The 14,664-nt window shown below is 59.6% G+C and carries 15 protein-coding genes; 9 read left to right on the top strand and 6 right to left on the bottom strand.

The annotated features are described in order from the left end of the window. Positions 1–2: 2 nt before the first annotated feature. Positions 3–497, top strand: coding sequence for a 2-oxo-4-hydroxy-4-carboxy-5-ureidoimidazoline decarboxylase (gene uraD, locus F3I47_RS06735; protein ID WP_046101297.1), 495 nt, complete (start codon positions 3–5; stop codon positions 495–497). Continuing rightward, a complete protein-coding gene (uraH, locus tag F3I47_RS06730) occupies positions 494–829 on the top strand; it encodes a hydroxyisourate hydrolase (RefSeq protein WP_009091913.1) in 336 nt (111 codons plus the stop codon). The genes uraD and uraH overlap by 4 nt, the downstream gene beginning before the upstream one ends. Before the next feature lie 9 nt (positions 830–838). Here uraH and F3I47_RS06725 read toward each other — a convergent pair whose 3' ends face one another. Beyond that, entirely contained in the window at positions 839–1,606 is a 768-nt protein-coding gene (locus F3I47_RS06725; RefSeq protein ID WP_150029320.1) for an amidohydrolase, read from the bottom strand. After that, positions 1,594–2,739 carry a pyridoxal phosphate-dependent aminotransferase gene (locus F3I47_RS06720; protein ID WP_181405357.1) on the bottom strand — a complete coding sequence of 382 codons (1,146 nt, stop codon included), beginning with the start codon at positions 2,737–2,739 and terminating at the stop codon, positions 1,594–1,596. Before F3I47_RS06720 ends, F3I47_RS06725 begins: the two co-directional genes overlap by 13 nt. 320 nt (positions 2,740–3,059) lie before the next feature. Between F3I47_RS06720 and F3I47_RS06715 the strand changes: the two genes are divergently transcribed. The 3 genes from F3I47_RS06715 to F3I47_RS06705 are packed head-to-tail and all read left to right on the top strand — an operon-like array spanning position 3,060 to position 4,898. Continuing rightward, positions 3,060–3,674, top strand: coding sequence for a methylthioribulose 1-phosphate dehydratase (locus F3I47_RS06715; RefSeq protein ID WP_150029321.1), 615 nt, complete (start codon positions 3,060–3,062; stop codon positions 3,672–3,674). Further along, positions 3,671–4,354: an acireductone synthase gene (gene mtnC / locus F3I47_RS06710; RefSeq protein WP_009091909.1), complete on the top strand. Its 684-nt coding sequence runs from the start codon at positions 3,671–3,673 to the stop codon at positions 4,352–4,354. The genes F3I47_RS06715 and mtnC overlap by 4 nt, the downstream gene beginning before the upstream one ends. A gap of 1 nt (position 4,355) precedes the next feature. Beyond that, positions 4,356–4,898, top strand: coding sequence for an acireductone dioxygenase (locus F3I47_RS06705; protein WP_009091908.1), 543 nt, complete (start codon positions 4,356–4,358; stop codon positions 4,896–4,898). Between the two features lie 64 nt (positions 4,899–4,962). Here the strand turns inward: F3I47_RS06705 and mtnA are convergent, their stop codons facing one another. Further along, positions 4,963–5,985, bottom strand: a complete 1,023-nt coding sequence (mtnA, locus tag F3I47_RS06700; protein ID WP_150029322.1) for an S-methyl-5-thioribose-1-phosphate isomerase — start codon at positions 5,983–5,985, stop codon at positions 4,963–4,965. A 122-nt stretch (positions 5,986–6,107) separates the two neighbouring features. Between mtnA and mtnK the strand changes: the two genes are divergently transcribed. Then, positions 6,108–7,307 (top strand): S-methyl-5-thioribose kinase, encoded by a 1,200-nt coding sequence (mtnK, locus tag F3I47_RS06695; protein WP_150029323.1) that lies wholly within the window; start codon positions 6,108–6,110, stop codon positions 7,305–7,307. 129 nt (positions 7,308–7,436) lie between these two features. On the opposite strand, the gene fadE is transcribed toward mtnK, so the two are convergent. Further along, on the bottom strand, positions 7,437–9,887 hold the full coding sequence (gene fadE, locus F3I47_RS06690; protein WP_150029324.1) for an acyl-CoA dehydrogenase FadE: 2,451 nt from the start codon (positions 9,885–9,887) through the stop codon (positions 7,437–7,439). A gap of 255 nt (positions 9,888–10,142) precedes the next feature. On the opposite strand from fadE, the gene lpcA reads away from it, so the two are divergent. Together lpcA and F3I47_RS06680 are read left to right on the top strand one after the other, a co-directional pair. Then, on the top strand, positions 10,143–10,721 hold the full coding sequence (lpcA, locus tag F3I47_RS06685; RefSeq protein ID WP_009091904.1) for a D-sedoheptulose 7-phosphate isomerase: 579 nt from the start codon (positions 10,143–10,145) through the stop codon (positions 10,719–10,721). Positions 10,722–10,772: 51 nt separating this feature from the next. Then, on the top strand, positions 10,773–11,540 hold the full coding sequence (locus F3I47_RS06680) for a class II glutamine amidotransferase (RefSeq protein WP_009091903.1): 768 nt from the start codon (positions 10,773–10,775) through the stop codon (positions 11,538–11,540). On the opposite strand, the gene dpaA is transcribed toward F3I47_RS06680, so the two are convergent. Continuing rightward, positions 11,511–12,257: a peptidoglycan meso-diaminopimelic acid protein amidase gene (gene dpaA, locus F3I47_RS06675; protein ID WP_150029325.1), complete on the bottom strand. Its 747-nt coding sequence runs from the start codon at positions 12,255–12,257 to the stop codon at positions 11,511–11,513. The genes F3I47_RS06680 and dpaA overlap by 30 nt on opposite strands. 245 nt (positions 12,258–12,502) lie before the next feature. Here dpaA and dinB point away from each other — a divergent pair, with 245 nt between their 5' ends. Then, positions 12,503–13,558, top strand: coding sequence for a DNA polymerase IV (gene dinB / locus F3I47_RS06670; RefSeq protein WP_058956394.1), 1,056 nt, complete (start codon positions 12,503–12,505; stop codon positions 13,556–13,558). A gap of 34 nt (positions 13,559–13,592) precedes the next feature. On the opposite strand, the gene F3I47_RS06665 is transcribed toward dinB, so the two are convergent. Continuing rightward, positions 13,593–14,660 carry a sugar ABC transporter substrate-binding protein gene (locus F3I47_RS06665; RefSeq protein ID WP_046101305.1) on the bottom strand — a complete coding sequence of 356 codons (1,068 nt, stop codon included), beginning with the start codon at positions 14,658–14,660 and terminating at the stop codon, positions 13,593–13,595. Positions 14,661–14,664: the final 4 nt, after the last annotated feature.

Raw genomic sequence — 14,664 nt, 5'->3', positions numbered from 1 at the left:
AAATGGAATTAACGACGTTTAATCAGCTGCCGGCTGACGAGGCGCTGGCGGCTATCCGGCATTGTGTGGCGATCCCGCACTGGCAGCAGTCGCTGGTGGCCGCTCGTCCGTTTGCCACCACAGACGCGCTGCTGACCCGCGCCGACACGCTGGCCCGCCAGTGGCAGCAGCCCGAGCTGGCCGCGGCGCTGTCGGCGCATCCGCGCATCGGCGAACGCGCGCGGGGCGCAGACAAAGAGGCGACGCTGTCGCGCGGCGAGCAGTCCGCCATGCAGCAGGCCGATCATGCCCTGCAACAGGCGATGCAGCAGGGTAATCAGGCCTATGAGGCGCGCTTTGGCCGGGTCTTTCTGATTCGCGCGAAAGGGCGCAGCGGCGAGGAGATGCTGGCAGCGTTGCAGCGCCGGCTGCAGAATGACGATCAGGCTGAACAGCAGGAGGCGCTGGATCAGCTGCGTGAAATCACACTCTTACGCCTCAGGGAGACGATTCAATGAGTACCGTTACCACGCATATTCTCGACACGGCGCTGGGAAAACCGGCCAGTGGGGTGGCCATATCGCTGGAGCAGAACAGCCCGGAGGGGTGGTTTCCCGTCTCTCAGGGTGAAACGGACAGCGACGGACGACTGAAAGATCTGACCCCGGAGCCGCTGACGCCGGGGCACTATCGCCTGACCGCTGAAATCGGCGACTATTTTGCTGCCGCCGGTCGGGATGCGCTCTATGTCAGCGCGCAGATCGATTTCATGATTGCCGAGGCGGGCAGCCATTTCCATCTGCCGTTTCTGATTTCCCCCTGGTCCTGGTCAACCTACCGCGGCAGCTGAGCCGGCCGTTTACAGCGAAAAGCGATCCGCATCCTGCCAGGCGGGGAAGCGTTCGCGGTAAGCGTGCAGCGCCTCCAGCGACAGCGTCGCATCCAGCCGGGCGCGCTGATGTGGTTCCGCCGCACTCAGGATCTCGCCCTGCGGCGAAATAATCTGGCTGTCGCCGCTGTAGTGATGCTGATTGCCATCACTGCCGACGCGGTTGCAGCCTGCGACATACGCCTGATTCTCAATCGCCCGCGCTAACAGCAGCGCCTGCCAGTGTAAGACGCGAGGCGCTGGCCAGTTGGCGACATAGAGCGCCAGATCGTAGTCGTTGCGGTTGCGGGAGAAGACCGGGAAGCGCAGGTCATAACAGATCTGTGGCAGGATGCGCCAGCCGCGCCACGCCACCACCTGACGCGCTTCGCCGGGCTGATAGTGGTGATGTTCATCCGCCATGCGGAACAGATGCCGCTTGTCATACTGGTGCAGCGTGCCGTCCGGCTCCACCAGCAGGAAACGGTTCACCGCGCCGTTTTCGGTCTGGATCGCCGCGCTGCCGCCCACCAGCGCATCGCTGCGGCGGGCATGCTGATGCAGCCACTCCACCACCCGCGCCTGCGGCAGGGAGCTTTTCGCAGCCTCCATCGCAAAGCCGGTGGTAAACATCTCGGGCAGGATAATCAGATCGCGTCCGGTGAGTCCGGCCAGCTGTTCGTCAAAATGGCGCAGGTTGGCTTCGCCATCCATCCAGCTCAGCGTCTCCTGCAAAAGCGTGATTTTTAAAGCTGACATAAGCGCTCCGCGGCAGCATCTAACGTCGCCGGCTGTTTAGCAAAACAGAGACGAATCAGTTTATGAGGAAAGGGATCGGCGCAGAACACCGACAGAGGAATCGCGGCGACGCCCACTTCGCGGGTCAGCCACTGGCAGAAACTGACATCATCCAGATCGGAGATCGCGCTGTAATCCACCAGCAAAAAGTAGGTGCCCTGGCACGGTAAAACCCTGAAGCGGCTGTGACGCAGTGCATTCGCCAGCCGATCGCGGCGGTCGCGATAGAAGGCGGGCAGGGCCTGATAGTGCTCCGGATGCTCACGCAGCATATCGGCAATCGCCAGCTGCGCCGGGGTATTGACCGAGAAGGTCAGATACTGATGTACCTTACGCAGTTCAGCGCTGATCGCCGCCGGGGCGATGCAGTAGCCCACCTTCCAGCCGGTCATGTGAAAGGTTTTGCCAAACGACGACACCGCGATGGCGCGCTGACGCAGGTCAGGATGGGCCAGCACGCTGGCGTGGCCCGCTTCATCAAAACAGATATGCTCGTAAACTTCATCGCTCAGCACGTAGACCGGTCGCGCAGCAATCGCCTGCCACAGCGCGGCAAAATCCTGCTGCTGCCAGACGGTGGCTGACGGGTTGTGCGGGGTGTTCAGGATCACCAGCCGGGTTTTATCACTCAGCAGCCCGGCAAACGCCTGCCAGTCTGGCCGGAAGGCGGGCGGCTGCAGCGCAATACGTTTCATGACGCCGCCCGAGAGCGTGACCGCCGGGGCATAGCTGTCGTAGCTGGGATCAAAGCAGATCACCTCATCGCCCGGACGCACCAGCGCGGTAATCGCCGCATAGAGCGCTTCGGTTGCGCCCGCCGTCACCGTAATCTCCGTTTCCACATCAGGCTGATAGTCATAAAGCCGCGCGGTTTTCTCCGCGATCGCCTGACGCAGCGGCAGCGCCCCGGTCATCGGCGCGTACTGGTTCGCGCCCTGGCTGACGTGATAGGCCAGCCGCTGCTGCAGATAGTCCGGGCCGCTGAAATCGGGGAAGCCCTGAGAGAGGTTGATGGCGTTATGCTGCTGCGCCAGCGCACTCATCTGGCTGAAAATCGTGGTGCCGAGCGCCGGAAGTTTGCTCTCGGGGATCAGGTTGTACTGCGTCATGATGTCAGGCCTTAAGCGCGAAGAGAGAAGCGGGGTCACCCGGGGTTTGTGCCACTATAAACAGGATGGTAGTATTTGGCAATCAAGACGCTTAGACGTCTAAATGCTTTATGCTCCGCGCGTCACCGGCGTTGGCCGCGCTTGCTTACCCGGGTCACTTACTCATGTAAGCTCCCCGGGATAAGCGCGCTTGCCGCCTTGCTGACACACGGATCATTTCGCCTTTAACTGCTTTACGCTTCGCGCAACAGCGGCGCTGGCAGCGCCTGCTTACGTGGTATCACCTTTCACCGCAAGGAACCTTTATGTCGCAGAGTCATCCGTTAGATCAGCTGGTTGCCGCCTGTCACTGGATAGGCATGAAAGGCTGGGCTCCGGCCACCGGCGGGAATATGTCGGTTCGCCGCGACGGGCATGTCTGCCTGCTGAGCGAATCGGGCAAAGATAAGGGCACGCTGACGCGTGATGACTTTATCGAGGTCGATATCGCCACCAGCCAGTCGCTGTCGGGTCGTAAGCCCTCGGCCGAAACCGGCCTGCACACGCTGATCTATCGCCTCTTTCCTGAAGCGGGCGCCGTGCTGCACACCCATACGGTCAATGCCACGGTGCTGTCGCGGGTGGAGCAGGGCGCAGCGCTGCTGCTGCACGGGTATGAGATGCAAAAATCGCTAAGCGGTCAGCATACCCATCTGGAGACGGTGGCGATCCCCGTGTTCGACAACAGTCAGGATATCGTGGCGCTGGCGTCAGAGATTGAAGATTACGCCGCCCGCTTTCCGCTGCGTTACGGCTTCCTGCTGCGCGGCCACGGCCTGACCTGCTGGGGCGAAGATGTCAGCGAAGCGCGCCGCCATCTGGAAGGTCTGGAATTTTTATTTGAATGTGAACGTCAACGTCGCCTGCTGGAGAAAGCATGATCCGCGCCATTGTTACTGATATTGAAGGCACCACCAGCGATATTCGCTTTGTGCACAACATCCTGTTCCCCTATGCCCGTCAGCATCTGGCGGACTTTCTGCGAGAGCATCAGCATCAGCCAGAGGTCGCGGCGGCGCTGCAGTCGGTGCGGGAAGAAGCGGGGCAGCCGCAGGCCGATCTGGCAGCGGTCATCGCGATCCTGTCCGATTTTATGGATCAGGATCGCAAATCCACCGGGCTGAAAGCGCTGCAGGGCATGATCTGGCGTGATGGCTATCTTAATGGCAGTTTTACCGGCCATCTCTATCCCGATGTGCTACCTGCGTTACGCCGCTGGCAGGCGCAGGGCATTGAACTCTATGTATATTCCTCCGGTTCGGTTGCGGCGCAGAAATTGTTATTTGGCTACAGCGACGAAGGTGATATTACTGACATCTTCAGCGGCTACTTTGATACGCACGTCGGCGCCAAACGCGAGGTGACAGCCTATCGCACGATCGCCGCTGAGATCGGGCAGCCAGCGGAGCAGCTGCTGTTCCTCTCTGATATTCGTCAGGAGCTGGATGCCGCCGCGGAGGCGGGCTGGCAGACGATACAGTTACTGCGTGGCGAGGCGGACAGCGAGAGCCGTCATCGTCAGGTGACGGATTTTTCCCAGATTAACCCGGAGTCGATTTAGCATGAGCGCACTGACGATTTTTACTGACCGCGAAGCGAGCCAGCCGGTCTGGCACAGTACCGAAGCAGAGGCGATTCGGGAACGCCTGAACGCGAAAGGGGTGCGTTTTGAACGCTGGGAAGCCGATCGCGATCTGGGTGAGAACCCGGATGCGGAAACGGTCATTAAGGCCTATCAGCATGCGATTGATCGGCTGGTGGCTGAGAAGGGCTATCAGAGCTGGGACGTGATCAGTATGCGCGCCGATAATCCGCAGAAAACGGTGCTGCGTGAGAAGTTTCTTTCCGAGCATACGCACGGCGAAGATGAGGTGCGTTTCTTTGTCGAGGGGGCCGGGCTGTTCTGTCTGCATCTTGACGGTGAGATCCTGCAGATCCTCTGCGAAAAGAACGATCTGATCTCAGTGCCTGCGGGCACGCCCCACTGGTTTGATATGGGATCGTCACCGCACTTCACGGCGATCCGGATTTTTGACAACCAGGAAGGCTGGGTGGCGCACTTCACCGGCGATAAGATCGCCGATGCCTATCCGCGTCTGGCCTGATCGGCCCACGGCCGGAAAGGGGTTTGCGGTGAGCCTCCGCGCTGCCGCAAACCCCTGATATCGCTTACTGCGGCTGGAAGATGCCGCTCTGCACCTGGTCAGGCGTGACCACCCCCGTGTCGAGTATCCAGCCGCTGATCAGGGCGGCTGGCGTCACATCGAACGCCGGATTGAAGACCCTGGCCGTTTCCGGTGCCCACTGCACGCTGCCAAAACTGCCCGCCACGCCCGCGACTTCGCTGGCGGCGCGCTGCTCTATCGGGATGGCGGCGCCATCCGGGCAGTGACGATCCAGCGTAGTATGGGGAGCCGCGACGTAGAACGGAATCTGGTGATAGTGGGCCAGCACCGCCAGGCTGTAGGTGCCGATTTTATTGGCCACGTCACCGTTGGCGGCAATGCGGTCGGCACCGACCCAGACCGCATCCACCTCGCCGCGCGCCATCAGGCTGGCGGCCATGGAATCGGTGATCAGGGTATAGGGGATCGCCAGTTCGCCCAGCTCCCACGCGGTTAACCGGCCGCCCTGCAACAGCGGTCGGGTTTCATCCACCCAGACATTTTTGATCCACCCCTGCTGATGCGCACGGGCAATCACGCCCAGCGCGGTGCCCACGCCCGCGGTGGCCAGCCCGCCGGTATTGCAGTGGGTGAGCAGCTGGCTGCCCGGTTTGATCCGCGTGCAACCGGCTTCAGCAATCGCATCACAGAGCTGTTTATCCTCCTGCACCAGCCGCCAGGCTTCGTCCGTCAGCGCAGTGACAAACGCCGGCTGGGCCAGCGCCACTTTCATCCGGTCAAGATTGTTCATCAGATTAACGGCGGTTGGCCGGGCGGCACGCAGATGTTCCAGCGCCTGTGCCAGTTCAGCGCGGGTCTGCCCCTGTTCAGCCAGCAGCGCCAGCAGCAGTGAGGCAGAGAGGCCAATCAGCGGCGCACCGCGCACCCGCAGCGCATGAATATGGTCAATCAGCTGCGTGACGCTGTGTGCGGGCAGCCAGTTCTTTTGCTGCGGCAGCGCCTGCTGATCCAGAATCCAGAGCTGATTGTCACGAACCTCTAAGCTGGTGGTTTTGAGTGTCTGCATTGTGGGTGAAATCCATGTTGCGTTAATGATGCGTATTGTGCCAACATGCTGAACGGATGTATAGACGTCTGAACGGCTTATTACACCTGGGTTATCCGCCTTCGATTGATGAGGAACAGGCAATGTCGCAATACCGTACCTTTACTGCTGCTGATGCTGTTGAGTATGCCCGGCAATTTAGCGGCGTGGACGATCCTGCCGCGCTCTGCAGCGCTGAAGAGATTGGTGATGGCAACCTTAATCTGGTGTTCAAAGTTTATGACGATCAGGGCCGGAGCCGGGTAGTGGTCAAGCAGGCATTGCCCTATGTGCGTTGCGTCGGGGAGTCCTGGCCGCTGACGCTGGATCGGGCGAGGCTGGAAGCGCAGACCCTGGTCGAGCACTATAAATATTGTCCGCAGCATACGGTGCAGGTGACGCATTATGATGCGGAGCTGGCGGTGATGGTGATGGAGGATCTCTCCAGCCACCGTATCTGGCGCGGCGAGCTGGTGAAGGGCGCCTACTACCCGGAAGCCGCAGCACAGTTGGGCGTTTATCTGGCACAGACCCTGTTTCATACCTCCGATTTCGTTCTGCATCCGCATCAGAAAAAGGCGGAAGTGGCGCGTTTCATTAATCCGGAAATGTGTGAAATCACCGAAGATCTCTTCTTTAACGATCCCTACACCGATCATGAGCGTAACAGCTATCCTGATGCGCTTGAGCCGCTGGTGGCCAGCCTGCGCAACGACGATGCGCTGCGCATTGCCGTCGGCGGGCTGAAGCATCGCTTTTTTGCGCATGCCGAAGCGCTGCTGCATGGCGATATTCATAGCGGCTCGATTTTCGTGGCTGACGGCAGCCTGAAGGCAATTGATGCGGAGTTCGGTTACTTTGGCCCGATTGGGTTTGATGTCGGAACGGCGATTGGCAACCTGCTGATTAACTACTGCGCGCTGCCGGGGCTGCTGGCTCCGCGTGAGGCAGCCGATGCGCGCGAGCAGCGGCTGAGTGATGTCCATCGTCTCTGGTCGACGTTTGCTTCGCATTTTCTGGCGCTGGCGGCAGAGAAAACCCGCGATGAGGCGTTGTCCTGGCCCGGCTATGCGGCGGCGTTTCTGCGCAAGGTCTGGGCTGACACCATCGGTTACTGCGGCACCGAACTGATTCGGCGCACGGTGGGGATGTCCCACGTGGCGGATATGAAGCTGATTGCCGATCCGGCGATGCGCACAGACTGCATTGGTAACGCGATTAATTTAGGACGTACGCTGATTCTGGCTGCCGATCACGTGGAAGATGTGGATGCGCTGATTGCCCGCATCCGCCAGGCGGGATAAAAAAGGCCGACATGATGTCGGCCTCTGAAACAGAGCTGGCTCAGGAAGTATACGCCTCCGTACTCCGGGCGTATGCTCCCATCGCTTTAAGTTCAGCAACCCGGTGCGGCCATCACACCGGCCTGAACGCTACGCCGCCTCGCTGGTGCGCGACGCAGGCTGAGGCGCTTTCTCCGCCACCGGCACCGCCAGTGCATCTGCCTCAAACTCATCCACGTTGATGGAGCGCAGACGGCTGGCTTCAGCACGCTGCAACACCTCTGCTTCCTTCACATCGATCCAGCCCTGCTCCAGCGCACGCTTCGCCAGCGCATCCAGACGGGTGAAGGAGAGATGCTGCTTTGTCTGTTTGCACAGGCGGTCATAAATCACTTCGGCTGCCATCACCTCCTGCAGCGCCTGTTCCATCTGACCGGCGGGGTTATTCTCGCCCGGCGTCAGATAGATGCCCCGGCCCAGACGGCTGCGGGTCGCTGACGGCTGTTGCAGCAGTTTTGCCAGCTGGTGATCCAGACGATCAGACGGGGCAGGGCAGTGATGTCCGCCCGCAAAGATAGCCATGCGTAAGGCACCCGCGACCAGCCGGTTCGGGAAGTTACGCAGCAGATCGTCCATCGCGACCTCTGCCTGATGCAGGGCATCCTGCACGCCCCAGTGAACCAGCGGCAGATCGGCTTCATTACGGCCCTCATCGTCATAGCGTTTCAGGGTGGCTGAGGCAAGATAGAGCTGGCTCAGCACATCGCCCAGGCGCGCCGAGATGCGCTCGCGGCGTTTCAGACTGCCGCCCAGTACCGCCATCGACACATCTGAGAGCAACGCCAGGTTGGCACTGATGCGGTTCAGATGCTGATAGTAGCGACGGGTGGCATCGCGGGTCGGGCTGGCGCTGGTGCGTCCGGCGGTGAATCCCAGCCACAGGCTGCGCACGGTGCTGCTGCCGACGTGGCCGATGTGACTGAACAGCGCATCATCGAAGGCATTAACATCGTTGCTGGCGGCGGCGGCCATCTCCTGCAGAACATATGGATGACAGCGGATCGCCCCCTGACCAAAGATAATCATGCTACGGGTCAGGATATTCGCGCCTTCCACCGTAATGGCGATGGGCGCACCCTGATAGGCGCGTGCCAGGAAGTTACTGTTACCCAGCATAATGCCTTTGCCGCCGGCAATGTCCATGGCGTCAATAATGGCGCGCTGGCCGCGGTGGGTGCAGTGATATTTCACAATTGCTGACAGCACCGCCGGTTTTTCACCCTGCATAATCCCGGCGGTAATCAGCGTAGCCGCGGCGTCCATCACATAGGCGTTACCGGCAATGCGCGCCAGCGGCTCTTCAATCCCTTCCATCTTACCGATAGAGAGCCGGAACTGACGACGGATGTGCGCGTAAGCGCCGGTTGCCAGCGCCACACTCTTCAGGCTGCCGGTTGAGTTGGAGGGCAGCGTAATGCCACGGCCCACCGACAGACACTCCACCAGCATCCGCCAGCCCTGTCCGGCCATTTCCGGGCCACCGATGATAAAGTCAATCGGCACAAAGATATCTTTGCCGCGCGTCGGCCCGTTCTGGAACGGCACGTTAAGCGGGAAGTGGCGATGACCAATCTCCACGCCTGGCGTGCTGGTCGGGATCAGAGCACAGGTGATGCCCGGGCTGGCGTTATCGCCCAGCAGATGATCCGGGTCGGTCAGTTTAAAGGCCAGGCCGAGCACGGTCGCGATCGGGGCCAGGGTGATGTAACGCTTGTTCCAGGTCAGCCGCATGCCCAGCACCTGCTCACCCTGCCATTCACCCATGCAGACCACACCGGTATCCGGGATCGCACCCGCATCTGACCCCGCTTCCGGACTGGTCAGCGCAAAGCAGGGGATCTCTTCACCGCGCGCCAGTCGCGGCAGATAGTGATTTTTCTGCGCTTCGGTACCGTAATGCTGCAGCAGTTCGCCCGGACCCAGTGAATTAGGTACACCCACCGTGATCGCCAGAATCCCGGAGACGCCCGCCAGTTTCTGCAGAACGCAGGCCTGCGCATAGGCGGAGAAGGCCAGTCCGCCATACTCTTTTTTAATGATCATCGCGAAGAAACGATGCTCTTTCAGGTAGGCCCAGAGTTCCGGCGGCAGGTCAGCCATCTCATGGGTAATCCGGAAATCGTTCGCCAGGCGGCACGCCTCTTCAACCGGGCCGTCAAGAAAAGCCTGCTCTTCCGGCGTCAGGCGCGGCTGCGGGTAGTTATGCAGCTTCTGCCAGTCCGGCTTGCCCTGAAACAGATCGCCTTCCCACCAGGTGGTGCCCGCATCAATCGCTTCTTTCTCGGTGCGGGACATCGGCGGCATCACCTGCTGGAAGCGCTGTAGCATCGGCTGTGAAAAGAGTCTGCGACGCAGCGACGGCAGGTTGAACGGCAGCAGCAGGATCGCCAGCGGCAGCAGGAGCCACGGCGTCCAGAGATGCGCGACCGCCATCGCGGCGGTCCACAGCAGCAGGATCGCGCTGGCGGTCCGCAGCGACAGGCGGTGATAGAAGAGGGCGCCAATCAGCGCCACCGTGGCAAGTATCGAAACAACCATCATAGTGAACCACTCCGCAAGTAGTAAGAGGTCTGACCTGTTATGTAGAGAGGTTTAGAGCAGTCGGGCGGATTTATCAATTTGTTTACATCGCAATTACAACCTGCTTCACAAAAACGGATTTTTGCCGTTTTATTCGACAACCGGTGTCGGAATCCACACCGCTACCGCCGGGTCAGGCGTGGCATGAAGCTTTGCGCTGACCGGCCATTCCGTTAAACTTGCTGCGATTAACCTCTTCTTATAAAGGACATCCCTATGTACCAGGACATCATCCGCTCTGAGCTTAATGAAGCTGCTGATACGCTGAATAAATTCCTCAGCGATGACGCCAATATTCATGCGATCCAACGTGCTGCGGTGCTGCTGGCTGACAGCTTCAAGGCGGGTGGCAAGGTGCTTTCCTGCGGTAACGGCGGCTCCCATTGTGATGCGATGCATTTCGCCGAAGAGCTGACCGGCCGCTATCGTGAAAATCGTCCTGGCTATCCGGCGATTGCCATCTCTGACGTCAGCCATCTCTCCTGCGTCAGTAATGACTTTGGCTATGACTACGTCTTCTCACGCTATGTGGAAGCGGTGGGGCGTCCGGGCGACGTGCTGCTGGGCCTCTCAACGTCGGGCAACTCTGCCAATATCATTAAAGCGGTTGAAGCCGCCCGTGCGCAGGGGATGAAAGTGATCACCCTGACCGGCAAAGATGGCGGTAAGATGGCCGGCAGTGCCGATATTGAGATCCGGGTGCCACACTTTGGTTATGCCGATCGCATTCAGGAGATCCACATCAAGGTGATCCACATCCTGATGCTGCTGGTCGAAAAAGAGATGGTGAAGTAACTGCGCTGGCCTCCTGTCTGACGGGGGGCCGCTTAATCAGAGGCGGTGGCTATGTGCGAATTGCTCGGGATGAGCGCCAATGTTCCCACGGATATCTGTTTCAGCTTTACCGGACTGGTTCAGCGGGGCGGGGGAACCGGACCTCACAAAGATGGCTGGGGCATTACCTTTTACGAAGATAAAGGCTGCCGTACGTTTAAAGATCCGCTGCCGAGCTTTAACTCTCCGATTGCGCGTCTGGTGCAGGAGTACCCGATCAAGTCGCACTCGGTGGTGGCGCACATCCGTCAGGCGAATCGCGGGCAGGTGTCGCTGGAGAATACCCATCCGTTCACCCGCGAGCTGTGGGGCCGCAACTGGACCTACGCGCACAACGGGCAGCTGAAGGGCTATAAGCAGCTGGAGACCGGCACATTCCGGCCGGTGGGGGAAACGGACAGTGAGAAGGCGTTCTGCTGGATCCTGCATCAGCTGGCGACACGCTATCCGCGCACGCCGGGCAACTGGCCGGCGGTGTTCCGCTTCATTGGCGAGCTGGCCACCGCGCTGCGGCAGAAGGGGGTATTCAACATGCTGCTGTCAGACGGACGTTATCTGATGGCCTTCTGCTCGACCAACCTTTTCTGGATCACCCGTCGCGCCCCGTTTGGCCGGGCGCAGCTGCTCGATCAGGATGTGGAAGTTGATTTTCAGCAGCACACCACGCCGCATGACGTGGTGACGGTGATTGCAACGCAGCCTCTGACGGCCAATGAAACCTGGCAGCGGATTGCGCCAGGTGAATGGGCGTTATTCTGCCTTGGAGAGCGCCAGGAATGAACGGGAAGCGGCTTCGGGACTGGCTAAAGCCGGTGCCGGGCTGCTGTTCATCACATATTTCCCGCTGGCGACATTGACCATCGGCGGCTGGTGATACTTCGCAAAGTAAGCGTATCCCGGCTGCAGCTGCTGCCAGAAGCTGGCATAGGTGGAGTAGCGGTGACGCTGCATATTGCTGTCGGTCATGCGGAACGGATAGATGCTGATGCTGACATCCTGCTGGCCGTTTCGCAGCGCGGCATTCACATAGGTAAAAATCTCATCCATATAGGCGTTGGTCATGGCATAGCAGCCAATCGACTTACAGTCGCCATGGATCATCAGGTAGTTACCGCTGTAGCCCTGATTGCGATCGTACTGATTCGGGAAGCCGATGTTGATGGCGCGATAAAAGCGGCTGTCGGGCTTCAGCTGATTCAGCTTCACGTTGTAAAAACCTTCCGGGCTTTTGAAATCGCCTTCACGGCGTTTCGGGCCGAGGCCGCCAGAAAAGTTGCAGATGCGGTAGGTATCCAGCAGGCGATATTCGTTACCGATTTTGCCGTAGAGTTCGAGCGTGCGTTCTTCCTTGAAGATCTGGATGTAGACCGGCGTGCCGAGTAACTGCTTCTTTAATTCTTTGCTGACCGGTGCCGCTGACTGAACGGGTTCGGGAGTCATTGCCATGCTGAGGGCTGGCAGTAAAATCATCGCAAACAGGAGTGCGATTTTGCCCATGCTGTGTATACCTTGAGGTGAAGAGAACATGACACAAATTTTGCGTCTTTGTTGGCATTATCGGAACTATCCGCTACCGCAGCGCAACATTAAACATTGTCTGTTTTTTTAGCAAGACGGCGTCGGCCAAATTCGCGATTTACTGAAGGTTATTCGGCCAGAAATTTGTAAACTTTATTCGCCCGGGCAACAAATATTGCAGTTACCCCTGTCAGCTGTATACTTATCCAGTGCCGGAGGGGGGTATGCGTAAAATCATTCATGTCGATATGGACTGCTTCTATGCCGCAGTGGAGATGCGTGACAATCCCCAGCTGCGCGACATCCCGATCGCCATCGGTGGCAGCCGCGAACGTCGCGGGGTCATCAGTACCGCCAACTACCCGGCCCGCAAATTTGGTGTGCGCAGCGCTATGCCGACCGGCATGGCCCTGAAGCTATGCCCGCATCTGCGCCTTCTGCCAGGGCGTTTCGACGCCTATAAGGAAGCCTCCGCGCAGATCCGCGAAATCTTTTCCCGCTATACCCCGCTGATTGAACCGCTCTCGCTGGATGAAGCCTATCTGGATGTGACGGACAGCCCGCACTGCCACGGCTCGGCCACGCTGATGGCGCAGGCGATCCGCGCCACGATTTACCGTGAAACCGGGCTGACCGCCTCGGCCGGCATCGCCCCGATCAAGTTTCTGGCCAAGATCGCCTCCGACCTGAATAAGCCGGACGGGCAGTGTGTTATCACCCCGGCAGAGATGCCTGACTTTTTACTGACGCTGCCACTGGCGAAGATCCCCGGCGTAGGCAAAGTCTCCGCAAAGAAGCTCGAAGAGATGGGGCTGGTGACCTGTGGCGACGTGCAGAAGGCCGATTTAGCCCAGCTGCTGAAGCGCTTTGGCAAGTTTGGCCGGGTGGTGTGGGAGCGCAGCCACGGCATTGATGAGCGCGGCGTGATCGTTGAGCGCGAGCGTAAATCGCTGGGGGTCGAGCGTACGCTGGCGGAAGATATCAGCGACTGGGAGGCCTGCCTGGAGATCATCGATTTTCTCTATGCCGAACTCGACCGCCGGCTGACGCAGATCCGACCCGACAGACAGGTGGCGCGTCAGGGCGTCAAACTGAAGTTCAGTGATTTTCAGCAGACCACCCAGGAGCATATCTGGCCGGTGCTGAATAAAGAGGACATGATCGCAATCGCCCGCAAGACCTGGGATGAGCGCCGCGCCGGGCGCGGTGTGCGGCTGGTGGGACTGCACGTGACGATGGTGGATCCCCAGCTGGAACGTCAGCTCCTGCTGGGTTTATAAGTCAGCCTCACCCGCCGGCAGGGCTGACGCCAGATTATTTCTTATATTTCGCGGCCAGGGTGGCGAACCACGGTGCGACAAAATCCTCATTGCTGCCCCAGCCCGGAATGATTTTGTTCAGCGAGGCGACGTTCACTGCGCCAGGCTGGCTGTTCAGCTGCTGCTGAGAGATTGACGCCGCTTTAAACTGATACGTCGCTGGTGTCTCTTCACCGGCAATCTTCTTCGCCACCAGCCGCATATTGACCGCGCCAATGGTTTTAGGATCGACCGCCACCGTCTGCACCCACGGGCTGTTTTTCTCACGCATCAGCTGCAAATCCTGGTTCGAGACATCGATGCTATAGAGCTTGATCTCGGTCCGGCCATTCTCCTGCAGCGCCTTGTAAGCCCCCTGGCTGAACGCATCCCAGGCTCCCCAGATCGCGTCGATTTTCCCTTTCGGGTATTTCGCCAGAATCGCACCAATCTTGTTGGCGGTGTCGCCCTGCACGTCAGTTGAAACGGCCCCAATCGACTCCAGCTGATGAATGCCCGGATTCTCTTTCAGCAGTTTTTCATATACCACCTGACGGCGCTCCATCGGCGGGAAACCGGCGACCCACAGCTTGACGATATTCGCCTTGCCGTGGAAATCGTTGATCAGCTGGCCCAGCGACAGCTGCGCCAGCGAGGCATCATCCTGAGCGGTAACGGTGACGCCGGGAATCGGGCTCTCCACCGGGGTATCAAACACCGACAGTTTGATGCCCGCATCGGCAATGCGCTTCACCAGCCCGCTGGCGTAGGGCGCCTTACCGTGCGACAGCACGATGCCGTCATACTTCTGGCTGATCGCCTGATTAACGAAGTCCTGGAAGCGCGCGTCGTCGCCGTTGCTGAGGAAGGTGCTGACCTTAAAGCCAAGCTGACGACCCTGCTGAATGGCACCGGCAACAAACTGGGTGGTGTTGTCATCGGAGCCGAGATTGCGGATCACCGCAATGCGGATGGGGCCGTCATGACCCGCGATGGCCGCAGGCACCGGTGTGACGGTCTCCGCGAAGGCGGCGCTGGCGTTCAGCAGGCTCAGGGCCAGCAGCGAGAGCGTTATTTTTTGCATTGTT

Origin of the sequence: Pantoea sp. M_10, from assembly GCF_008631515.1 — a bacterium.
GTDB classification, from domain to species: Bacteria; Pseudomonadota; Gammaproteobacteria; order Enterobacterales; family Enterobacteriaceae; genus Pantoea; species Pantoea anthophila.
This window is presented reverse-complemented; position numbering and strand designations above follow the sequence as displayed.